The organism is Rhizobium sp. SG741, assembly GCF_012275435.1.
In the GTDB taxonomy this organism is placed as follows: domain Bacteria; phylum Pseudomonadota; class Alphaproteobacteria; order Rhizobiales; family Rhizobiaceae; genus Rhizobium; species Rhizobium lusitanum.
On the sequence record NZ_JAAZQP010000002.1, the window covers coordinates 317389 to 338454 of the forward strand.

General features: G+C 60.5%; 20 protein-coding genes and 1 pseudogene. 13 read left to right on the forward strand and 8 right to left on the reverse strand.

The genetic code is table 11. From position 1 onward, the window contains the following. Positions 1-33: 33 nt before the first annotated feature. Together FHT29_RS06850 and FHT29_RS06855 are read right to left on the reverse strand one after the other, a co-directional pair. Positions 34-552 (reverse strand): cytochrome b/b6 domain-containing protein, encoded by a 519-nt coding sequence (locus tag FHT29_RS06850; protein WP_037192662.1) that lies wholly within the window; start codon positions 550-552, stop codon positions 34-36. Positions 553-660: 108 nt separating this feature from the next. After that, positions 661-804, reverse strand: a pseudogene (locus FHT29_RS06855) (aldehyde dehydrogenase family protein); the annotation flags it as partial. A gap of 48 nt (positions 805-852) precedes the next feature. Between FHT29_RS06855 and FHT29_RS06860 the strand changes: the two are divergent. After that, positions 853-1062, forward strand: a complete 210-nt coding sequence (locus tag FHT29_RS06860) for a hypothetical protein (protein WP_168599425.1) — start codon at positions 853-855, stop codon at positions 1060-1062. Between the two features lie 289 nt (positions 1063-1351). After that, the gene (locus FHT29_RS06865) at positions 1352-1969 is read left to right on the forward strand and encodes a DUF1442 domain-containing protein (protein WP_168599426.1); all 618 of its coding nucleotides are present in this window, start codon (positions 1352-1354) and stop codon (positions 1967-1969) included. Between the two features lie 45 nt (positions 1970-2014). On the opposite strand, the gene FHT29_RS06870 is transcribed toward FHT29_RS06865, so the two are convergent. Next, positions 2015-2773 (reverse strand): alpha/beta hydrolase, encoded by a 759-nt coding sequence (locus tag FHT29_RS06870; protein ID WP_037192654.1) that lies wholly within the window; start codon positions 2771-2773, stop codon positions 2015-2017. Between the two features lie 46 nt (positions 2774-2819). Then, positions 2820-4586 (reverse strand): cytochrome c biogenesis protein DipZ, encoded by a 1767-nt coding sequence (locus tag FHT29_RS06875; protein WP_168599427.1) that lies wholly within the window; start codon positions 4584-4586, stop codon positions 2820-2822. A 395-nt stretch (positions 4587-4981) separates the two neighbouring features. Here FHT29_RS06875 and FHT29_RS06880 point away from each other — a divergent pair, with 395 nt between their 5' ends. The 8 genes from FHT29_RS06880 to FHT29_RS06915 all read left to right on the forward strand — a co-directional run bounded on the left by FHT29_RS06880 (position 4982) and on the right by FHT29_RS06915 (position 12058). Continuing rightward, the gene (locus FHT29_RS06880) at positions 4982-6031 is read left to right on the forward strand and encodes an alpha/beta hydrolase (protein ID WP_168599428.1); all 1050 of its coding nucleotides are present in this window, start codon (positions 4982-4984) and stop codon (positions 6029-6031) included. A gap of 96 nt (positions 6032-6127) precedes the next feature. Further along, entirely contained in the window at positions 6128-6868 is a 741-nt protein-coding gene (locus FHT29_RS06885) for a response regulator (protein WP_047554526.1), read from the forward strand. Continuing rightward, on the forward strand, positions 6865-8187 hold the full coding sequence (locus FHT29_RS06890; RefSeq protein ID WP_168599429.1) for a HAMP domain-containing sensor histidine kinase: 1323 nt from the start codon (positions 6865-6867) through the stop codon (positions 8185-8187). The genes FHT29_RS06885 and FHT29_RS06890 overlap by 4 nt, the downstream gene beginning before the upstream one ends. Positions 8188-8375: 188 nt before the next feature. Beyond that, on the forward strand, positions 8376-8792 hold the full coding sequence (locus tag FHT29_RS06895; protein WP_168599430.1) for an organic hydroperoxide resistance protein: 417 nt from the start codon (positions 8376-8378) through the stop codon (positions 8790-8792). A gap of 345 nt (positions 8793-9137) precedes the next feature. Next, a complete protein-coding gene (gene minC, locus FHT29_RS06900) occupies positions 9138-9869 on the forward strand; it encodes a septum site-determining protein MinC (protein WP_047638396.1) in 732 nt (243 codons plus the stop codon). A gap of 29 nt (positions 9870-9898) precedes the next feature. Further along, positions 9899-10714, forward strand: coding sequence for a septum site-determining protein MinD (gene minD / locus FHT29_RS06905; protein ID WP_037192637.1), 816 nt, complete (start codon positions 9899-9901; stop codon positions 10712-10714). After that, on the forward strand, positions 10711-10971 hold the full coding sequence (gene minE / locus FHT29_RS06910; RefSeq protein ID WP_037192635.1) for a cell division topological specificity factor MinE: 261 nt from the start codon (positions 10711-10713) through the stop codon (positions 10969-10971). The genes minD and minE overlap by 4 nt, the downstream gene beginning before the upstream one ends. A gap of 307 nt (positions 10972-11278) precedes the next feature. Continuing rightward, the gene (locus FHT29_RS06915; RefSeq protein WP_246703004.1) at positions 11279-12058 is read left to right on the forward strand and encodes a polysaccharide deacetylase family protein; all 780 of its coding nucleotides are present in this window, start codon (positions 11279-11281) and stop codon (positions 12056-12058) included. Positions 12059-12079: 21 nt separating this feature from the next. Here the strand turns inward: FHT29_RS06915 and FHT29_RS06920 are convergent, their stop codons facing one another. Further along, entirely contained in the window at positions 12080-12682 is a 603-nt protein-coding gene (locus FHT29_RS06920; protein ID WP_168599431.1) for a TetR-like C-terminal domain-containing protein, read from the reverse strand. A gap of 111 nt (positions 12683-12793) precedes the next feature. On the opposite strand from FHT29_RS06920, the gene FHT29_RS06925 reads away from it, so the two are divergent. From FHT29_RS06925 to FHT29_RS06935, 3 genes are all read left to right on the forward strand, one after another. After that, complete coding sequence (locus tag FHT29_RS06925) at positions 12794-13483, forward strand: PspA/IM30 family protein (RefSeq protein WP_168599432.1); 690 nt, start codon at positions 12794-12796, stop codon at positions 13481-13483. A 37-nt stretch (positions 13484-13520) separates the two neighbouring features. Continuing rightward, complete coding sequence (locus FHT29_RS06930; RefSeq protein ID WP_034506376.1) at positions 13521-13802, forward strand: YiaA/YiaB family inner membrane protein; 282 nt, start codon at positions 13521-13523, stop codon at positions 13800-13802. Positions 13803-13892: 90 nt separating this feature from the next. Further along, positions 13893-17288 carry an acyl-[ACP]--phospholipid O-acyltransferase gene (locus FHT29_RS06935; protein ID WP_168599433.1) on the forward strand — a complete coding sequence of 1132 codons (3396 nt, stop codon included), beginning with the start codon at positions 13893-13895 and terminating at the stop codon, positions 17286-17288. 72 nt (positions 17289-17360) lie between these two features. Here the strand turns inward: FHT29_RS06935 and FHT29_RS06940 are convergent, their stop codons facing one another. Genes FHT29_RS06940 through FHT29_RS06950 form a run of 3 tightly spaced genes read right to left on the reverse strand, consistent with a single transcriptional unit; the run spans position 17361 to position 20618 of the window. Then, on the reverse strand, positions 17361-18374 hold the full coding sequence (locus FHT29_RS06940) for a HAMP domain-containing sensor histidine kinase (RefSeq protein ID WP_168599564.1): 1014 nt from the start codon (positions 18372-18374) through the stop codon (positions 17361-17363). After that, positions 18374-19078 carry a response regulator gene (locus FHT29_RS06945; RefSeq protein WP_168599434.1) on the reverse strand — a complete coding sequence of 235 codons (705 nt, stop codon included), beginning with the start codon at positions 19076-19078 and terminating at the stop codon, positions 18374-18376. Before FHT29_RS06945 ends, FHT29_RS06940 begins: the two co-directional genes overlap by 1 nt. Before the next feature lie 46 nt (positions 19079-19124). Next, positions 19125-20618: a DUF4173 domain-containing protein gene (locus FHT29_RS06950; RefSeq protein WP_168599435.1), complete on the reverse strand. Its 1494-nt coding sequence runs from the start codon at positions 20616-20618 to the stop codon at positions 19125-19127. Positions 20619-21066: the final 448 nt, after the last annotated feature.

Consider the following 21066-nt stretch of genomic DNA (forward strand, 5'->3'; position numbering starts at 1 on the left):
TATTGTTTTTACGCAATTCCGGACGGAAAACCGCTACGCACTTTTCCTGGAATTGCTCTCGCCGATCGTCATCCGCCGCAGGACGTCCGATCTGAAATAGAAGTGCTGAACGAGCGCGCCGAATATGTGCAGGACGACGACGATCCAAAGCAACATTTTCATGAGTCCGCCGTGGACGGAGCCTGCCGTATCCACGCCGAGATAGTAAGCCGCAATTCCCGACACCGGCATCGCGAAGATCAGGACATAGAGCAACACATGCGTCACGTGCGCGATGTGATGCAGGAATGCCGGCTGACCATTCGGCTTTTCGGGAGCATCGGAGGAGAAGCGCACAGCCAGCCGAACGATCGCGAGCAACAGGACCGCGATGCCGGCATAGGCGTGGATATTGGCGCTGGCGATGTCGCCAGGCGAGGGCGTCTGGCCACGATGGACCAGGTGACGCCATGCATTCATGCCGTCGGGAAACAGCAGATTGAAAAAAACGAGTAGGGCAACAAGCCAATGGAGCAGGCGCTGCGGAACTGAATAAGCGGATCGGGCAGGCATCAGATTCCCTTAGATTGGAATTACCCTACGACTAGAGCGTGATTATAACAGGAACCTGAACGCGATCGACCTGACCCGCGGTTGCCATCCGCGACGCCCGCATCGGTATCAACTCAAGACGGCACGAGGTTCGAGAAACGATTCCAGGCCGTATGAGCCGGATTCGCGGCCCATGCCGGATTGCATGAAGCCGCCAAAGGGTGCGAGCGGTTCATGCGGTGCACCGTTGATGACGACGCGGCCCGCCTCGATCGCGCTCATTTCCGATGAGCTTGATGACCATGGTGGCGGCCGCCGCGGTTGGCGGGGCTTGCCTATATCAGCGAAGCAGTCACCGCCGCTCATGTCACGACAGGCAAATTGATCACCGTTCTGGAGGATTGGAGCCCGCCCTATCCGGGGCACAGCCACTATTTCGCCCAGCGGCGCCAGATGCCGGCAAGGCTTCGTGTCCTGATCGATCTCATTCGTGAGCGGAATCTCTCTCGTGGGTCGCGGTTGGAAGATTAAATTTCAGACATATATCTCGATATATCTTGAGTGCGGATATATAGAAATATATCCCTATCGCCTGAAACATCATCACGACGATCCCTCTGAGGATGAGCGCGAGTTCCTCAAGCGTCGCAGACACAAGCATCACCATAGTAGACGGGCGGCAAGCAGCTGTTTTGACTGCGGCGAGCGACTGCTGCTCACGCGATCGTTGCCGCTTTGGATGAGGCGGCCTGCACCATGGCGCGCTGTTAGAACGCGTCGGCGACCGCTGGCGAAGAATCAACTCACGCAGGAGTTTGTCATGGACAAGAAGATCAAAGCCGTTCTCGAGAGCTACCACGTCCTTATTCGCGAAGAGCAAAGCAAGCCGAGAGAGATGCCGCCGGGCGGGCGGGATGGCGGTCAAGATCGCCGGCTGAGGGCCGTTGGACCGGAGACCGGCCGCTTTCTCAACATAGTCGCGAAAAGCCTGAAAGCTACTACCATTCTGGAGCTAGGCACCTCCTTCGGCTATTCCGGCATTTGGCTTGCCGACGCTGCGCGCGCAAGCGGCGGAAGGCTTATCTCGATGGAATTCCACGCCTACAAGACCGAGTTCGCCAAGGAAATGGCTGACAAGGCAGGCCTGTCGGAACATATCGATTTCCAGATCGGCGACGCGGTCGAGATGATCAAGGCATTGCCTTCGGGCGTCGACTTCGTCCTCGTCGACTTGTGGAAGGATCTCTACGTCCCCTGCCTGGAAGCTTTCTATCCCAAGCTCAATCCCGGCGCGATCATCGTTGCCGACAACATGCTGATGCCGGGCAACGAAGACGTAAAACGCTATGGCGAGGCCGTTCGCGCCAAGCCGGGAATAACCTCCGTGCTCCTGCCTGTCGGTTCAGGGATCGAAGTCAGCCGATACGATCCAGTATAAAGAGCGGGCGGCGGCCCCGTTCATGAGGCCGCCGCCGGGTTGCCTTTACTTGCTTGCGTCCTTGGCCGCCTTTTCGATGACGGCGGCGACTTTCTCAGGCTGGGAGGCAAAGACGGCGTGGCTCGCCTTGATTTCGGTCACCTCGCTGCCCGCCCGCTTTGCCATGTCCCGTTCAAGCTCGGGATTGATGGAGCGGTCGTCGCTTGCCACGATCGACCAGCTCTTCTTGGATCGCCAGGCCGGATCATCAACCTTTGCCGTAAAGGCTGCCTTGGCGGCAAACACCTGCGATTTCGCCATGAAGTCGGCTTCATCCTTGGGAAGGTCCGCGGCGAAATCGGCAGCGAAAGTTGCCGGGTCGAGATAGAGATATTGGCCGTCCTTCGTCTCGCGGATATTCATGCTGCCGGCCGGCTTGGAGCTCGCGAGACCGATCAGGCTCTCGCCCTTTTCGGGCTGAAATGCTGCGACATAGACGAGCCCCGCGACATCGGGCCGGTTCCCCGCCTCGGTGATGACCATGCCGCCATAGCTGTGACCGACAAGCAGGCTGGGCCCGTTTTGCAGATCGAGCACGCGGTTCGTTGCCGCAACGTCGTCGGCAAGTGAAGTTATGGGCTCCTGAACGATCGAGACGTTGAAGCCGTGCTTTTCGAGGATCTCGGTGGTCTTGCGCCAGCCGGATCCATCGGCGAGCGCGCCGTGGACGATGACGATGTTCTTGATCTCGGCAGCCTGGGCTGCAAACGCCATGGTGCTTGCGGCGAGGCCAAGTGCGACGACGGAAAGAAAGCGGTTGTTCATGGGTAGGACTCCTGTCGGTAAAGGTTGATGCGGGGTTGGGGAGGGTTCATCCGAAGGTGAAGGCGTAGGCCTGGACCCCCGGATCGAGGAAGCGGATTTCGAAGTTGCGTGCCATGACGTCGCCGGACTGGCGAACGAGCTGGTAGAGTTTGGTTCCTGTAACGGTCCCGTTTCCGGCAGCGTCGATATCCGCGCCGTGGTCAGCACCCGGCGCCTTTCCATCGACGGTCACCTGGAAGCGGATCGGTTTGCCGTCCGCCGCCGGCCCGAGGACGAGATGCAGATCGCGGGCGCTGAAGCGGTAGCTTATGCCGCCGCCTGCCTTGTCGAGCGATGCCTGCTCGGGGCCGACTGTCCATGTGCCTGCCAATCCCCATTGGTTGAGGCCCGGATTGGCAATCGAATAGTCGGCGGCGGTATCGGCCTTCAGGTTCTCGGGGGAGACGAAACCCGTCGCCTGCCTGTAGCCGACATAGGTTTCGCCGGAGCGGATGTCGCCGAGATCGGGGCTGGCCTCTGCACCCTTTGCATCCGGTACGACAGGGGCGCTCTGCGCCATGTCGCTGCCTGCCTCGCGCAGAAGATCCTGGATCGCCTGCTCGGTCTGAGGATAGTTGCCCTCGCCAAAATGCTGGTAGCGGATCTGTCCCTTGGCATCGATCAGGTAATGGGCAGGCCAGTAGTTGTTCTCGAAGGCACGCCAGATGCGATAGTCGTTGTCGATGGCGACCGGGTAGCCGATCTTGAAGTCGGCGATCGCCTTCTTGACGTTATCGACATTCTTCTCGAAGGCGAATTCGGGAGCATGGACGCCGATGACGACGAGACCCTGATCCTTATATTTTTCCGCCCAGGCACGAACATAGGGGATGGTACGGATGCAGTTGATGCAGGAATAGGTCCAGAAGTCGACGAGCACGACCTTGCCGCGAAGGTCGGCAATGGTCAGCGGCGACGAGTTCAGCCAAGTCACGGCGCCGTCGAGCGAGGGGGCCGGTCCTTCAATCGGAAGATTGCTGTGAAACGGTCGCGCCGCATCGCCGACTGCGATATTGCTGGCGATCTCGGTCGGCGCGCTATCTGTGGACTTCGCATGCAGCCGCTCCAGCAAGGCCTGCTCGAACGAGCCGGTGCTTGCATAGGACAGCCGGGCGAGAAGGCCGGTGTCGAGGCCGAGAGCGATGGCGGCGACCCCTGCCAGGACGGCCGCGCCGGCCAATTGGCGGATGCGCTCGCTGATCCCGAGCGATTGCTTCATACGGGCAAAGATCTTGCCGCCGGCGAAGAGGGCGACGGCGAGCGAAGTTGCCGCACCGGCACCATAGGCAAGCAGAAGGAATGTCGTCTGCAGGTTGGCGCCCTTCAGGGCAGCTCCTGTGAGCATAAGCCCGAGGATCGGCCCGGCACAGGGCGCCCATAGCAGCCCCGTCGCAATACCCAGCACGAAGGAGCTCCGGACGCTCGATGTGGCGCCGCCTTTGCCTGCGGCGTTCATAAGATTGTTGCCGAAGTCGACAATCGGCCGGGAAAGCAGGCTCGACACGCGCGGCGACAGCAGGCTGAGGCCGAAGAGTGCAAGCAGCAAGATCGCGACAAGGCGACCATATTCATTGGCGCGAATGGCCCAGCCGCCGCCGATGGCGGCAAGCGTCGCGACCAGGGCAAAGGTGATCGCCATGCCCGCAAGCATCGGCAGCGTGCTCTTGGCAAAGGGCTGCCCGGCACGGGCGAAGACGAAGGGGAGAATAGGCAGGATGCACGGACTGAGGATCGTCAGCGCGCCACCGAGATAGGCAATGATGAGAAGCGTCATCGTCTTTGTTCCTTTAGAACGGATTGACCGGCTGCGGACGGCGACGTGCCGTGCCCAGCAGTGACGCTATCTGCCGCTGGCGACGTATCTCGAGTGTGTCTGATTGGAGGGGAGAATGTACCGAAACGTCGATGTCTTCGGCTTCGATACACTGCGATACAAACGAAACGATGCCAGTGCAGCAAGCTCCTTCTGCCTGCTGGGGAGAAGGGGTCGCGCCGCAACGACTTCATTTCATAAGCGATTACCCCGCGGCCAGGGGCTGCCGATTGTATCAGACTGTATCTGCGCCGCTGGAAGCTACATGGGCATTCAAAATCGGGCGGCTAACGACACACCGGCGATACATGCGGCCGGCTTTCTTGCCCTCAACATCCATTCCACAGGAGAGACTGATGTACGAGGAAATCAACCATAATCGCCGCCGCTTTTTTGGCGTCGCCGCAGTCGCCGTTGCTGCCGCCGAATTCGGCCTCCCGACCATCGCCGCCGCGCAGCAGCCGAAGGCTTCTGTTGCCGTACCCGCCGTCAAGGCCGGCACTCACACGTCCTTCGGTGCGCTGAAGCAGATCGATGCGGGCGTACTCGATATCGGCTATGCCGAGGCCGGCCCGGCAAATGGTCCGGTCGTATTGCTGCTCCATGGCTGGCCTTACGATATCTATAGCTTCGTCGATGTCGCGCCGGTGCTGGCCGACGCCGGCTATCGTGTCATCATCCCCTATCTGCGCGGCTATGGCACCACCAGGCTCCTTTCGAGCCAGACCCCGCGCAACGGTCAACAGGCAGCTCTTGCCGCCGACATGATCGCGCTTCTCGATGCTTTGAAGATCGAAAAAGTCGTCGTTGCAGGTTATGACTGGGGCGCTCGCACCGCCGACATCATGGCGGCACTCTGGCCCGAGCGTTGCAAGGCGCTGGTGTCGGTCAGCGGCTATTTGATCGGCAGCCAGGAGATCAACCGCAAGCCCCTGCCGCCGAAGGCCGAGCTTGCCTGGTGGTATCAGTTCTATTTTGCCACCGAGCGCGGCCGCCTTGGCTATCAGGAAAACCGGCATGAGTTTGCCAAGCTGATCTGGCGCACCGCTTCGCCGCAATGGGCCTTCGACGATGCGACCTACGACCGGTCGGCTGCGGCTTTCGACAATCCCGACCATGTCGAGGTCGTCATCCATAATTACCGCTGGCGCCTTGGCCTCGTCGAAGGCGAGGCGAAGTACGATGCCTATGAAAAGACACTGGCCGCCGGACCTGTGATCTCGATCCCGACCATCACCATGGAAGGTGATGCGAACGGCGCACCTCACCCGGAACCGTCAGCCTATCGGGCCAAGTTCTCGGGCAAGTACGAGCACCGCACGATCACCGGCGGCATTGGGCACAATCTTCCCCAGGAAGCGCCGCAGGCGTTTGCGCAGGCTGTGATAGATGTTGATCGTTTCTAGTTCGGCGATAGTGTGCGGGTGGGCGCTGGCATATGCCGGCGCCTCGAAGAATGTTCGTAGGCTGACACTTACGATAGTAATTGAGTGAGAAGACAAATGGAGCATATCGACCACATCCTGATCGTCGATGACGACCGTGAAATCCGCGAGCTGGTGTCGAGCTATCTGACGAAGAACGGCTTGAGGACGACGACAGCGGCCGATGGCCGCCAGATGCGCAGTTTTCTCGAGGCCAATTCGGTCGATCTGATCGTGCTCGATGTCATGATGCCGGGTGACGATGGCTTGGTGCTTTGCCGTGAGCTTCGCTCGGGAAAGCATAAGGCGACGCCTGTTCTGATGCTGACGGCGCGCAGCGACGAGATGGACCGGATCCTCGGGCTCGAAATGGGCGCCGACGATTACCTGCCCAAGCCGTTCGCGGCCCGCGAGCTTCTCGCCCGCATCAAGGCCGTGCTCAGGCGAACGCGGATGCTGCCGCCCAATCTTCAGATCAGCGAGGCCGGGCAATTGCTCGTCTTCGGCGACTGGCGGCTCGATACGGTCGGCCGCCACCTTCTCGATCGGGACGGAACGGAGATCGCCTTGAGCGGCGCCGAATACCGCCTGCTTCGCGTCTTCATCGATCACCCGCAGCGGGTGCTCAATCGCGACCAGCTGCTGAACCTCACCCAGGGCCGGGATGCCGATCTGTTCGATCGGTCGATAGATCTGCTCGTCAGCCGGCTTCGCCAGCGTTTGGGCGACGATGCGCGCGAACCGACCTACATCAAGACGGTCCGCAGCGAGGGATATGTCTTCTCCGTTCCGGTCGAGATCGCGGAGCTGCGCCCATGAGCACGGCGGCCCTGTTGCGCCGGAGCCTATCGTGGCCCAGCACCCTGCGCTCGCGCATTTCAATGATTCTGCTGGTCGGACTTGCGATCGCTTACGGGCTTTCCTTTAGCGTGCTCTACCTCGAGCGCTACATGTCGGCAAAGGCCGTCATGCTCGGTACGCTGGAGAGCGATGTCGCGACGTCGATCGCGGTGCTTGACCGTTTGCCGGCCGACGAGAGGGCCGGCTTCGTCGATTGGCTCAGCCGCGGCAATTACCATTTCGAGCTGGGGTCGGGGCTGCCGGGCGTGCCGGATACCTCGGGTCATGGCGCAGAAATTGCCGCCAAGATCGAGGATGCCGTCGGCCACCGTTTTCCGATTCACATCGAATCGATACCTGGCCCGATCGCACGCCTGCAGGCGCATCTGAATTTGAGCGACGGCAGCCCGTTGACGATCGACGTCACGCCGAAGGGCATCATGCCGATCGCTTCCTGGCTGCCTTACGTCTTCGTGGTGCAGATGCTGGTCATCGTGCTGTGTACGTGGTTTGCCGTTCGTCTGGCGATCCGCCCGCTCGCCGAGTTCGCCGCGGCCGCCGACGCGCTCGATCCCAATAAGAAGGGAGAGGCGTTGAGCGATCGGGGACCGAGCGAGGTCGCCCATGCCGCCAAGGCCTTCAATGCCATGCGGGATCGCATCGCGCATTATCTCGAGGAACGCGTGCAGATTCTTGCGGCGATCTCCCACGATCTGCAGACGCCGATCACCCGCATGCGCCTGCGCGCTGACATCGCCGACGAATCGCCCGAGAAAACGAAGCTGCTGCAGGATCTCGGCGAAATCGAGCGGCTGGTGCAGGATGGCATCGCCTATGCGCGCAGCGCCCACGGCAACGGCGAGAAGAGCTCCCGTATCGATCTTGCCTCCTTCATCGAAAGCATCTGTTACGACTATCAGGATACCGGCAAATCGGTCGAGATTCTGGGCCTGATTCAGGGGACGGTGGCGACAAAACCGCATGCCCTTCGCCGCATCCTCACCAACTTCATCGACAATGCCTTGAAGTTCGCCGGGGAGGCGGAAATTTCCGTGGAACGCAGGGATACAGGCGAGGTCGTCATAACGGTCCTCGATCGTGGCCCGGGCATTCCGCAGGACCAGATCGAGGCGGCCATGCAGCCCTTCTTCCGCCTGGAGCAATCGCGCAACCGCAATACGGGCGGCACGGGGCTGGGCCTCGCAATCGCTCAGCAACTGGCCCAGACGCTTGGCGGCTCCGTCAGGCTTTACAATCGCGGCGGCGGCGGCCTAGCCGCGGAAGTCGTGATCGCCTGATGTCCTGCCAAAAGATATTCAGCGTCTTTGTAAGCAATTGTGTCCGGCCGATATGGGTGTACGTTCCGTGACATTTCCGGCGATTTCGGAAACATGCAGGATACGTCGATCCGTCAAAAACCACTCCGTCAACGGACGTCGCCCCAGACGACACAACAAAGCGGGCGACGCAACAAAAGGAGTGTTCCATGACGAAGATCGACAAGGTTCTCTACACCGCCAGAACCCATACCATCGGTGGCCGCGATGGCTCCGCGCGCAGCGATGACAGCCAACTGGATGTCAAGCTTTCGCCTCCCGGCAGCGCCCACGCCGGCACCAACCCCGAGCAGCTTTTCGCGGCCGGATGGTCGGCATGCTTCATCGGCGCGATGGGCCTTGCCGCTGGCAAGCGGAAGATCAAGCTCCCGGCCGATCTTGCGGTCGATGCGGAAGTGGATCTGGGGACTACGGAAGGTGCCTATTTCCTGCAGGCATGCTTGACTGTCAGCATGCCCGGCATCGAACCCGACCTGGCAAGGACGCTCGTCGAAGAAGCACACCAGACCTGCCCGTATTCGAAGGCGACCCGCGGCAACATCAATGTCGAACTGAAGCTCGCCTGAGCATCGTTTAAGCGTTGATATTGCGCGCCGCTCGCTTGAATGCGCGGCGCGCAATGTCGTTGTCGACACCGCAAAATTTAACCTGCGGGGCCGCCTCCGCGTTCGCGGGATGATGCGGATCGGTTCCGGCCTCGCATCTGGAGAGCCTCATGAGACCAATTATTCTTCTTCTCGCCGCTGCAGCCATATTTGCCGCGCCGTGCGTCTACGATCCTGGTTCGAAAGAGCTTTCGCCGCTTGCGGGCATTGCCGCCGTATGGGGCGGATCAAGCCTAAATCACAGCGGACGTTAACCAACTGTTAACCATGTCAACGGTACACAAGGTCAACGATTTATTCACATAGATGACCAAAGTGCTAACAGACGCTCGCTCGATCCGTATCAAGGGCCGCTCTTTTCTTGCGGTCATGCTTTCGCCCGATCTGCCGCTGGACCAGTGGTTGATAAGGCTCGATGACCTTGCAGCCCGTTCGGCCGGCTTCTTTCTGGGGCGGCCGGTCGTGCTCGATATAACCGATCTGCCGATCGATCGTGCGCAGCTCAAGGAGCTGATCGGCGAGCTTGCCGCCCGCAATGTCAGCATCATGGGCATCGAGGGTGGACGTCCGTCCATCGTCGGAGCCGGCATGCCGCCGGTGCTGAAGGGCGGTCGTCCGGCAGCCGATTTCGAGGTGACCGAGACCGAGCCGGTCGTCGAACGGCGAAACAGCGAAAGCAAGCCGGCGCCCGCCGAGGTTCGCCCGGTGACCCAATCGCTGATCATCCGCGAGCCGGTCCGTTCGGGCCAGTCGGTGATCTTTCCGGAGGGGGATGTCACCGTCATCGGATCGGTGGCATCAGGCGCGGAAATCATCGCCGGAGGGTCCGTGCATATCTACGGCACCTTGCGCGGCCGGGCCATGGCCGGATCTATCGGCAATGCATCGGCGCGAATCTTTTGCCGCAAGCTCGAGGCCGAGCTGCTGGCGATCGATGGCATCTACAAAATGGCGGAAGACGTCGCACCCGGCCTTCGCGGACAACCCGTCCAGCTCTGGCTGGATGGCGAGACGATCATGGCAGAAAAACTAATCTGAGCCGAAGCGGGCCAAAACAGGAGAGCGAGATGGGCAAGGTAATCGTCGTCACATCAGGCAAGGGCGGAGTTGGGAAGACGACTTCGACTGCCGCATTGGGGGCGGCTCTGGCGCAGAGAAACGAAAAGGTTGTCGTCGTCGATTTCGACGTCGGCCTCCGCAATCTCGACCTGGTGATGGGAGCCGAACGGCGCGTGGTCTACGATCTGGTCAACGTCATCCATGGCGATGCCAGGCTGCCGCAGGCCCTGATCCGCGACAAGCGGCTGGAAACGCTCTTCCTGCTGCCGGCTTCGCAAACGCGCGACAAGGACAACCTGACGCCCGAGGGTGTCGAGCGCGTCATCAATGAGCTCAAGAACCACTTCGACTGGGTCATCTGCGACAGCCCGGCCGGGATCGAGCGCGGCGCAACGCTTGCGATGCGGCACGCCGACGTCGCTGTTGTCGTCACCAATCCCGAGGTATCCTCGGTACGCGATTCCGATCGTATCATCGGCCTGCTGGACTCCAAGACGCTGAAGGCCGAGCGCGGCGAGCGCATGGAGAAGCACCTGCTGCTGACCCGCTACGATGCCGCTCGCGCAGAGCGCGGCGACATGCTGAAGGTCGATGACGTGCTGGAGATCCTCTCCATTCCCCTGCTCGGGATCATTCCGGAAAGCATGGATGTTCTTCGTGCTTCCAATATCGGTTCGCCGGTGACGCTCGCGGATGCCCGCAGTGCGCCGGCTCTCGCCTATTTCGAAGCCGCGCGCCGCCTTGCCGGCGAGCAGCTGCCGATCACCATCCCCGGCGAAAAGCGGGGCATCTTCGGCAAGATCTTCGCAAGGAGGGCCGCATGAACATTTTCGGACTGTTCCGCAAGCAGCAATCTGCACCCATGGCGCGCGAGCGCCTGCAGATTCTCCTTGCCCATGAACGTGCCTCGGTGGACTCGGATCTCGTATCCATTCTGCGCGAGGAAATCCTGGCCGTCATCGCCAAGCATGTTCAGGTCGATCGCGATAAGGTGCAGGTCAAGATGGATCGCGACGAGCATGTCTCCATGCTGGAGATCGATGTCGAGATTCCCAGGGACGCAGCCCTTCAGGCTGCCTGATTGAAGCGCGATATCGCGGTTATGCGAGGACGAAGGCGAAGGATTCTCCCTTTTGGCGGATCCTGAGCATTTCCTTGAAGTTCGCTCTTGCAAAATGCGCGATTCGCTATTATCTGCACGCCATCACCTGTATCGATGGCCTGCCGCGCTGACATTTCTGTGTCGACGCGGTGTTCGCTGTCCGGGTTAAAAGCAAGGGCGCTCCCCAGAAATGGGTCGAGCGCCCTTTGCTTTTCGGGGTGCCATGCTGCTTTCCTTGTCGGAAACGATATGCCAGTTTGCTGCAATGAAGCGGGAGGTTGCAGGCTTGGGCGGATTGAATTCCCTGTGGAATGCGGTGTTCGGATGGCTGCTTGCGGGCCTCTTCCTCACAGCCTGCGCCATCGGCGCCTCGGCCGCCGACCGGACGATCTACCTGACGTTTGACGATGGCCCCTTGCCGGGGACGAAAAACGTCCTTTCCGTGTTGAGTAAGGAAAATGTCCCGGCAGCCATGTTCATGGTCGGCCTGCATGTGGAAACCATCCCTGCGGGCCGCGATTTGCTGGCCGAGGCAAAGGCAATGCCGCTGGTGACGGTCGGCAATCACAGCTACACTCACGCCAACAATCGCTACAGGCGGTATTACTCCAACACCCAGGCCGTCGTCGCGGATATGCTTCACGCCAACCAGGTGCTCGGCCTCACGCCGATGGTGAATGCGCGATTGCCGGGCAGGGACGTCTTTCGGCTTCCGACTGTTTCCAGGGAGGATCTTTCCATCAACGTCGCCCAATGGGAGCGCGAATGGCTGGATTACGAGCTCGTCGCCGAAGCCGGCTTCTATCTCTATGGCTGGGATTTCGAATGGGTGCACAGCAATGACGGCAAGCCGGTGCAATCGGTGGACCATCTGATCAACGAAATCGATAACCTCTTTCAGTACGGCCGCTTTACCCAGCCGGGCAAGATGATCCTGCTCATGCATGATGAGATGTTTCAGGATCAATTCAATGGACAGGAAAACCTGCAGGCGCTTATCCGCACGCTTCGTCAGCGCGGCTATGCCTTCGGCGATATCAGGACATACGCGCCGTCAAATCCGTGAGTGCCCCAAACACGCATAGCGCTACCGCGCCGCGGCCCCTGCCGCGACCGTCAGGATGAAGTCGTCGAGTTCCTTTTCCAGGCTTTCGACGGGCAGGCCGACGAAGCGTCCCTCAAGGCTGATGCTGACGACGCCATGCACAGCTCCGAACAGCGTTCGGGCGCGAATGGCGCGGGCCGTCTCGGACATGGCGGGCTGCAGCTCGGCAAGCGGTTCGGCGATGATGCCCATCAGGAACTTATGCTCTTCCAGATGCCATTCGGGGGTAGGGCGTTCGTCCGGCGGGCGATGGTCGAAGAGCGCCTTCCATAGATTGCGGTTGGTGACTGCGAATCGCAGATAGCCGCGTGCAAGGTTGCGCAGCCGATCCGCCGGCGTTCGGTCCTTGACCTCAGCCAGAGCAAGAGAAGCCTCCAGCGCTTTCAATGTCGCCGAATTGACGTGGATGACGAGATCGTCGAGATCGGCAAAGACGGTATAGAGCCCTCCGAGAGCGCAGCCGACATCCTGCGTGACATCGCGTGCTCGCAAGTTGGAGAGGCCATCGGCCGCGATGCGATGGCGCGCCGCCTCGATCAGTCGCAGCTTCAGATCCTCGCGCTTTTCCTGGGTTTTTCTCGCCATTAACCATTCCGATCCGATTTTTTGAACGTTGTTCAAAATTATCCTTGAACAACGTTCATGAGTCTGGCATATCTCTCTTCATGAACATCGTTCATAAACGGGAGACGACAAATGTTCAATGTAATTCTGACGCTCATCCGCGGTCGGGCCTATGATGCGGAGCAGGCGTTCATCGATCGCAACGCCATGCCTCTGCTCGCCCAGCAGATCCGCGATGCAGCCGGCGCCATTCAGTCGGCGCGGCGGGCGGTGGCAATCGCCGTCGCACAGAATGAGCAGGAAAAGAGCCAGCACGCGGCGATCGTCGGTCGCATCGCGGATCTGGAAACCCGGGCCGTCGCGGCCCTGCAGAAGGGCAATGACGAACTCGCCCGGCAAGCGGCCGAGGCGATTGCCGAGCTTGAAGCCGAGCGCGGTTCCTCCGAGAAGGCACAGGCGCAATTCGCCACGACGATCGCCAAGCTCAAGGCGACAGTCCGGTCCTCGGAAGCGCGCCTGCAGGGGTTACAGCGCGGCGAGCGCCTGGCGCGTGCGACCGAGCAGACACAGAAGCTCAATGCAGTCTGCAATGATGGCTCAGGTTTGGCGAACTTGGACGAAGCCGAGGAGACGCTGGCCCGTCTTCGCGCCTATCAGGATCGATGCGAAATTGCCACGTCAGCCCTGAAGGAAATGGACGCCGCAAACCGGCCCGCAATCATCATCGAAAAGCTCGCCAATGCCGGCTTCGGTGCACCGCTCGGTCCCTCGGCCGACGACGTGCTTGCCCGCCTGCGCGAGCGCATGAATTCAGCAGCCTGAAACCGAACACACCAAACATATTAGAGAGGGTACGATCATGAACGACAGCTTCCAGAAACATTCCCAGGCTTGGGTCAGCTTTTCCTATGTCTCCTTTGCCGCCGCCGCATTTATGCTCTTCGTCGGCCTTTACATGATGCCGATCGACCTATGGGGCAAAGGCTATCTCGCCATGGGCATCCTGATGCTGGTGCAGACGACGGTCAACGTTACCAAGACGGTTCGCGATAATTCCGAGGCTGACAAATTGATCCGCAAGGTGGAGGATGCCCGCACCGAGAAGCTTCTCGTTAAGTTCAATCGTGACGGTCAAGACTAACCTTTATTAACGACGCCATAGAGTTGTATTCGCGCTCAACCTTTGCGTAACCACTCTGTGGCGTCTTGTTCACTGAACAAGGGGAACGTCATGCAAACCCATTTGATGAGATCGAGGAAATTCGCGCCGCTGTTCTGGACGCAGTTCCTCACCGCCTTCAACGATAATTTTCTCAAGCAGACTTTGATTTTCGTCATTCTCGCGCAAATGGCAGCCCAGGGTGCCGCGCTGGTGACGCTGGCGGGCGGCATCTTTATCGTGCCGTTCCTGCTGCTTTCGGCGATTGCCGGCGAGCTCGCCGACAAATACGACAAGGCCAAGATAGCCGAGCTTCTGAAGCGCTGCGAACTCGTCGTCGCAGCCATCTCGGTGGTGGGCATCGCCTTCTCTTCCATCTGGATCCTGATGCTCGCCCTTTTCGGCTTCGGCGTCATCTCCTCGCTCTTCGGGCCGATCAAATACGGCATCCTGCCGGATCACCTCGCAAGCAGGGACCTTCCCAAGGCGAATGCCTGGATCGAGGGCGGAACCTTCATCGCCATTCTCACCGGCACGATGGTCTCGGCCGTCGCCTTCCGGCAGGGGGACAACGTCTGGATCTTCGGCCCGATGATGATGGGGCTTTCCGTCCTCTGCTGGTTTGCCGCACGCATGATCCCCTCAACCGGCTCCAAGGCGCCCGATCTTGTCGTCGATAGGAACGTCATCCGCTCCAGCTACCGGCTCGTCAATGAGCTTCGTGCAGACAGGCGTATCTGGCGTGCGTCGCTGATGAATTGCTGGTTCTGGTTCGTCGGAGCCTTCATCATGTCGATGCTGCCGATCATGGTGACTGACATTCTCGGCGGTTCGGAAATCGTCGTTCCCGCCTATCTGGCGATCTTTGCCATATCCGTCGCCATCGGCTCGGCCATCGCCGGCTGGATGGCCGCCGGCCGCATCGTGCTCCTGCCGGCGCCCGTGGGCATGTTGATCGTCGCGCTCTTCGGTCTCGATCTCGCCTGGAACCTTTGGGGTCTCCAGTCCAGCTCGCATACCGAGTCCATTCTCGCCTTCTTCGAAGGGCCGAAGACAATCCGTGTCGCGGTCGATCTGGCCGGCATGGCAATCGGCGGCGCCTTCCTCGCCGTTCCCACTTTTGCCGCCATGCAGAGCTGGGCGAATGAGGACCGCCGCGCCCGCGTCATCGGCGCGGCAAACGTGCTGTCCGCACTCTTCATAGCGGTCGGCCTGGCGCTGGTGGCTGTGCTGCAGGCCGTCGGCTTGTCGATCCCGGTGATCGTCCTCAGCATCTCGACGCTCAACGTCGTGATCGCCTGGGTGATGCTGAAGACGCTGCCGACCAATGCCTTCCGCGATCTCATCTCCATCATCTTCCGCGCGTTCATGCGGCTGGAAGTCGAGGGCCTGGAAAACATCCGCAAGGCCGGCCCGGCGCCGATCATCGCCCTCAACCATGTGAGCCTGCTCGACGGCGCGCTGGCGCTCGCCATCACCGAGGAAGAGCCGGTCTTCGCCATCGACTATGCCTTTGCCAAGAAGTGGTGGGTGCGTCCTCTGCTGACGAAGTGCAAGTTCCTGCCGCTCGATCCGACCAAGCCGATGGCGACGCGTTCCCTGATCAAGGTCATCCAGGACGGCAGCCCGGTCGGGATCTTCCCGGAGGGACGCCTGACGGTTACCGGCACGCTTATGAAGGTCTATGACGGCGCTGCCATGGTTGCCGACAAGACGGGCGCGATGATCGTGCCCGTTCGTATCGACGGTCTGGAAAAGAGCTATGCCTCTTACCTCACCTCAAGCCATGTCCGCCGCCGCCTCTTCCCCAAGGTCAAGGTAACGATCCTTGAGCCGGTGAAGCTCGACGTTCCCCTGGAACTGAAAGGCCGCAAGCGGCGCATCGCGGCCGGTGCTGCACTCTACCAGATCATGTCGGCGCTGATGTTCCGCACGGCGGATACCGATAATACCGTGCTTGGTCGCGTCATCGAAAGCGCCCATGAATACGGTGGCAAAAAACTGGCCGTAGAGGATCCGCTCTCAGGCAAGCTGTCCTATGCCAAGCTGCTCACCGGTGCCGCGGTGCTGGGTGCGAAATTCAAGAAGATGTTCCCGGCCGACAAGACCCTCGGCGTCATGCTGCCGAACGCCAATGGTACGGCTGCGACCGTCCTCGGCGTCATGTCGGCAGGCAAAGTGCCGGCCATGTTGAACTTCACCGCAGGCGCCGCCAATATCCTGTCCGCTTGCAAGACCGCCGAAGTCAGGCATGTCCTGTGCTCGCGCGCCTTCGTCACGCAAGCCAAGCTTGGCCCCGTTGTCGAGGAGCTTGAAAAGCAGGTCGAGTTCGTTTGGCTCGACGAGCTGCGCACGCAAATTACCTTCCTCGACAAGATCTTCGGCCTCATCCGCAAATATCGGCCGCTGGTCAAGCGCAGTGCCGATGATCCGGCCGTGATCCTCTTCACCTCGGGTTCGGAAGGTGCGCCGAAGGGTGTGGTGCTTACCCACCGCAACATCCTGTCGAACGCAGCCCAGGCGGCCTCGCGCATCGATTTCCATCCGGGCGACAAGGTGTTCAACATCCTGCCGATGTTCCACTCCTTCGGTCTGACGGCCGGCACCATCCTGCCGCTGGTCTCGGGCGTGCCGATTTTCCTCTATCCGTCGCCGCTGCACTATCGCATCGTGCCGGAGCTGATTTACGTCTCGAACGCCACCATCGTTTTCGGCACGGATACGTTCCTGAACGGCTATGCGCGCAGCGCTCATCCCTACGATCTCAGATCGATCCGCTACATCTTCTCCGGCGCCGAACCGGTGAAGGCCTCGACCCGCGAGGTCTATATGGAAAAGTTCGGCCTGCGCATCCTGGAAGGCTATGGCGTCACCGAGGCGGCCCCGGTCATCTCGCTGAACACGCCGATGTACAACCGCTCTGGAACGGTCGGCAAGATCATGCCGGGCATGGAATGGAAGCTCGAGCCGGTTGCCGGTATCGATGAGGGCGGGCGTCTGCTCATCCGCGGCGCCAATGTGATGGCCGGTTATATGCGCGCCGACAATCCCGGCGTCATCGAACCGCTGCCGGAGGGTTGGCATGATACCGGCGATATCGTCATCATCGACGAAGACGGTTTCGTGAAGATCCGCGGCCGGGCCAAGCGCTTCGCCAAGATCGGCGGCGAGATGATCTCGCTTGCCGCGGTCGAGACGCTTGCCGCCCAGCTCTGGCCCGGCGTGCTCAGCGTGGTCTCGTCCGTGCCTGACGCCAAGAAGGGTGAACGCGTCGTTCTCCTGACCGATCAGCCGAATGCCACGCGAAGCGAGTTCCTGGCCTTTGCCAAGGCGAAGGGCGCCACCGAGATGATGGTCCCGGCCGAGGTGACCGTCGGCAAGGTCCCCGTCCTCGGTTCCGGCAAGATCGATTTCGTGACGGCGCGGGCGATGGCGCTGGAAAGCATTTCGGAATCGCAAGCGGCCTAACGCTTCATGACCCCACGAATGGGGGCGGCGGATCCAACCGTCGCCCCCTTTTTAATCTGCGTCGTTCAAGCATTACGAGACATGCGGCAGGATAATCTGAAAGGTCGTGCCGTCATCGCCGCTCTCCAGCAACTCGATGCTGCCGCCATGCGAGGCTAGCATCGCCCGGACGATGCCAAGGCCCATGCCTGTGCCGCCTTCTTCCCGGCGTGTCGAAAAGAACGGTTCGAAGATGTGCTCGCGATTGCCTTTGGCAATACCGGAGCCATTGTCGCGAATTTCGATCGTCAGCTTACGCCCGTCGGGCGCCGACTTGATCCTGAGTATAGTCGCGCCGTTTTGAGAGGCATTTTCGGCCAGGTTGGCAAAAATGATGCCGGCGACCTCGCTGGGCAGAGCAATCGCGCTTTTGGTACTTCCATCATCGATGACAGCCAATTGGCGGAAGTTTCTGGCCAGCTGGGCGACGATGTCCTCGATGTTGGTCAGGCCTGGCTCGGACGGCAGTTCGGCCTTCGCCAGATCGCGCAGGCGTGACAACAGCGTGTCCAAGCGTTCAGTGTCAGCGATGATATTGGCGAGGAAGTGATTGCGGTGCGCCTGGCTCATCGGATTGTCGTCGTCATCGTCGCGCAGCAGTTCCGCAGCACCCTTGATCGAGGTGAGGGGGGATTTCAGCTCGTGCGAGACGTGCGCTGCGAAGGAGCGGACGTGGTCTGAATGATCGACCAGCTTGCCGGCAAGGTCGAGAAAACTTTGCGAAAGTGTCGCCACCTCCCGCGTACCGTAATTGTCGAGCGGTCGGATAGCGGCTCTGCCGCCGCGGGCGATTTCCTCCGTTCGTGCGATCAGGGCGTTAATGGGCACCGTCAGGGTTCGCGTCAACACATAGGCGACCACGAGTGTCAGGACCAGAACGACGGCCAGAGTAGCGATTTCGGCCGGTGCCATGGCGCCGGACGCGGCCCGCACCGCGCGAAACCAGATGACGGTCAGCACAGGGAGCGTCATTACGGTTAGAAGCACGGCATAGACGATGAGGTAGAGCGGCGGCCGCCACTTCGGCTTCACCAGCGGGCTGCGCATCATGCGCCTCCCTCCACGCCTGATGTCAATTTGAAGCCAATGCCGTGTACCGTGGCGATGATGCCCTTGCCACCGGCGGCTGAAAGCTTGGCGCGGATATTGCGGATATGGCTGTCTATGGTGCGGTCGGCAACCTGGATATCGGCCCCGTAAGCTGCCTCCATGAGCTGATCGCGGTTGAAGACGATCTCCGGACGTGACAACAGCGTGTCGAGGATAGCGAATTCAAGACCCGTCAGAGCCAGCGGCGTATCGGCGAAGGTCGCAGTCCGGCCGCCGCGATTGAGGCGCAACAAGCCGGCGGATACGGAATTTTCCTTGGCGTCCGGTCCCGTGCCATGCCCGGAGCGTTTCAGAATGGTCTTGACCCGGGCGACCAGTTCACGCGGGCTGAAGGGTTTGGTGACGTAATCGTCACCGCCGATCTCGAGGCCGAGGATGCGGTCTATTTCTTCGTCGCGCGCCGAGAGGAACAGGATCGGGAGATTGGATGTCCTGCGGATCCGGCGGCAGACTTCCAGACCATCCATCTCGGGCATGCCGACATCGAGCACGATCAGATCGAGATCGCCACGATGAAAAGCCATCATGGCCTCTGTGCCGTTGCGGGCTGTTGTCGTCGCCATGCCGGCGCGATCGAGCGCGAAGCAAATCACGTCGCGAATATTGGGTTCATCGTCGACGACGAGGATGCGCTTGACCATGCGATGCCTGCTTTGGTTCTCTTGCTCGTTTTTCTTCGTTTCGGCCTCATCTTGCAAGGGTTGTGTGGTCGAGAAGATAGCGATCGAGGCGGGCGGCGCGGAAAGTCCAGCTTCTCCAGTCGCGCGATCGCTGCCATTCGTCCACTACAAGTGCGCTCCGGACCTTGCTCGCAGGAGCGGCTCGTTCCGCTTCGGCGGGTAGCGATGCCAGATAAGTATCGAGCGCAGGTATTGCGGATGGCCCAAGCGTCGACAGATAATCGATATCGAGCGGCATACCTTCGCCTGCCACCTCGCTGCTGTGGGCGACATTGAAGCGGGCGATGAAGGCAGGAATGTCGACAAGGGCAATGGCGTAGAGCGTCACAACCAGCGTCGCCAGGCTGAGCGCAACCAACCATTCGTTGGAGCGCTGCAGCAGGATACGCAGGAGGATGAGAAAGAGACCCATGGCGACGAGACCCATCCAGATGCCGGCCGCGACCCGCAGCTCCGTCAGCGAGTAGGATTCGACGTAGAGATCGAGTCTGAGGATGGAGGAGAAGCAGAGCAAGATGTTTTGCGCGATCCACAGATGCACGAGGCTGCGAACAAGGGCGCTCCTGTTACCTGGCCCGTCGCGGCGCATGGCGGCGAGCACGAAGGCCGCGGCCAGAAGTGCCGTCACCATCAACGGATAGGCGCCGCGATGCGCATATTCGGCGTGGCTCATACCGTCAGGCAGATTTACTCCGCCCCAGAGATAGGTGAGATCCAGCAGAGACTGTATTGCAAACAGTGCGTTGAACACAAAGAGCGAGCGCAGCAAGGCCGCATGTCCGAAAAACGCGCTCTCGGGTTTGACGGCATCGGAGGCCTGATCTGGGCGACGCCGAGCGAGGCGTTTGAGGCGCGGGCGAAGCAAGACAGATACGAAGGCGGCGACGATGAGCCAGAAGCCGATGCGCCAGGCATCCAGAAATTGCAGAAAATACGCAAGATCGAAGCTGCGTAGTACCTTGTCGATCAGCGGATTGGCCATTGCGAAGAGGGCAACGAACCCGGCTGTAAAGCTGAGCGGCATGATCCAGCCGCGAAGATGATGCCAGATCGTCTCCGGCGTCGGCCTTCGGGAGTGCCGGAGACGACCGTAGGTCGCTCGGCGGAACGGCCGCAGCGGCAGGTCCAGAAGAAAGCGGAACAGCACGACCGGCAAACGGACCAGTCTTCGTGGAAAAAGTCCCGTGGCGGCAAGCGAGACGCATGTGATGCCGAGCAAGCTGAGAGCGATGCCCATCCAGGATGTGGTCTCGAGAAGCGGCGCCGACAGGACAAAAGCGAGAGCCAGAAGCCCTGTAGCCTTTGGAAGAGACTGTGGCTTTCTCGAACAAAGCAGCACGCCCGCGGCGATGGCATTGACGAAGAGGAAAAGGTTGAGGCCCGGCTCTCTGCCGAAGAGGAGGAGGTCGGCGAGTGCTACGAGAACGATCAGTATCAAGAGCTTGCGGCTGACGTTGCGTGTGGGGTTGGCCGGCTGCGCCGGTATATCCGAGGCACTCATGCGTATCTGCCCCCCACGGTTCGCCCCGCAGCGATAAAGGGTATGACCCTTGGTGTCCGAGCCGGGAGGTCGGTTTGAGGCTGAGGATCTTCCACCAGCCACCAGCCTTCCTTGAGAAGGCTATGGGGCAGGCGGACGGGTGGAGCGACGGTTTCTTCGGGTGCGTTGTTCATGGCGCGAGGATGGCGCGCGTATTTGCAGAATCTGTGCAGAGCCCAAGGAGCTATTCAGGAATTGCACGGTTGGGTTGGTCATGGCAGCCTAAGTCTATCAGCAGACAATCTTGTTGCGGCTGATCGGTTTCCTGATCACGCGGCGAGTGCCTCGAAATGAAGCAGTCGCTTGTGGAGCTTAAATTTGTGTTTTCCAGCTTTTGCTCAGTAGATGGATTGCAAATCCGAAACTCGATTTGGTGACCGCGCTGTCGTGTTCACCCCTGACGACAGCC

Excerpts from the sequence above, each read along its gene's own strand:
- FHT29_RS06850 (WP_037192662.1), bottom strand. The coding sequence starts at position 552 with ATGCCTGCCCGATCCGCTTATTCAGTTCCGCAGCGCCTGCTCCATTGG.
- FHT29_RS06865 (WP_168599426.1), top strand. The coding sequence starts at position 1,352 with ATGGACAAGAAGATCAAAGCCGTTCTCGAGAGCTACCACGTCCTTATT.
- FHT29_RS06870 (WP_037192654.1), bottom strand. The coding sequence starts at position 2,773 with ATGAACAACCGCTTTCTTTCCGTCGTCGCACTTGGCCTCGCCGCAAGC.
- FHT29_RS06875 (WP_168599427.1), bottom strand. The coding sequence starts at position 4,586 with ATGACGCTTCTCATCATTGCCTATCTCGGTGGCGCGCTGACGATCCTC.
- FHT29_RS06880 (WP_168599428.1), top strand. The coding sequence starts at position 4,982 with ATGTACGAGGAAATCAACCATAATCGCCGCCGCTTTTTTGGCGTCGCC.
- FHT29_RS06885 (WP_047554526.1), top strand. The coding sequence starts at position 6,128 with ATGGAGCATATCGACCACATCCTGATCGTCGATGACGACCGTGAAATC.
- FHT29_RS06890 (WP_168599429.1), top strand. The coding sequence starts at position 6,865 with ATGAGCACGGCGGCCCTGTTGCGCCGGAGCCTATCGTGGCCCAGCACC.
- FHT29_RS06895 (WP_168599430.1), top strand. The coding sequence starts at position 8,376 with ATGACGAAGATCGACAAGGTTCTCTACACCGCCAGAACCCATACCATC.
- minC (WP_047638396.1), top strand. The coding sequence starts at position 9,138 with ATGACCAAAGTGCTAACAGACGCTCGCTCGATCCGTATCAAGGGCCGC.
- minD (WP_037192637.1), top strand. The coding sequence starts at position 9,899 with ATGGGCAAGGTAATCGTCGTCACATCAGGCAAGGGCGGAGTTGGGAAG.
- minE (WP_037192635.1), top strand. The coding sequence starts at position 10,711 with ATGAACATTTTCGGACTGTTCCGCAAGCAGCAATCTGCACCCATGGCG.
- FHT29_RS06920 (WP_168599431.1), bottom strand. The coding sequence starts at position 12,682 with ATGGCGAGAAAAACCCAGGAAAAGCGCGAGGATCTGAAGCTGCGACTG.
- FHT29_RS06925 (WP_168599432.1), top strand. The coding sequence starts at position 12,794 with ATGTTCAATGTAATTCTGACGCTCATCCGCGGTCGGGCCTATGATGCG.
- FHT29_RS06930 (WP_034506376.1), top strand. The coding sequence starts at position 13,521 with ATGAACGACAGCTTCCAGAAACATTCCCAGGCTTGGGTCAGCTTTTCC.
- FHT29_RS06935 (WP_168599433.1), top strand. The coding sequence starts at position 13,893 with ATGCAAACCCATTTGATGAGATCGAGGAAATTCGCGCCGCTGTTCTGG.
- FHT29_RS06940 (WP_168599564.1), bottom strand. The coding sequence starts at position 18,374 with ATGCGCAGCCCGCTGGTGAAGCCGAAGTGGCGGCCGCCGCTCTACCTC.
- FHT29_RS06945 (WP_168599434.1), bottom strand. The coding sequence starts at position 19,078 with ATGGTCAAGCGCATCCTCGTCGTCGACGATGAACCCAATATTCGCGAC.
- FHT29_RS06950 (WP_168599435.1), bottom strand. The coding sequence starts at position 20,618 with ATGAGTGCCTCGGATATACCGGCGCAGCCGGCCAACCCCACACGCAAC.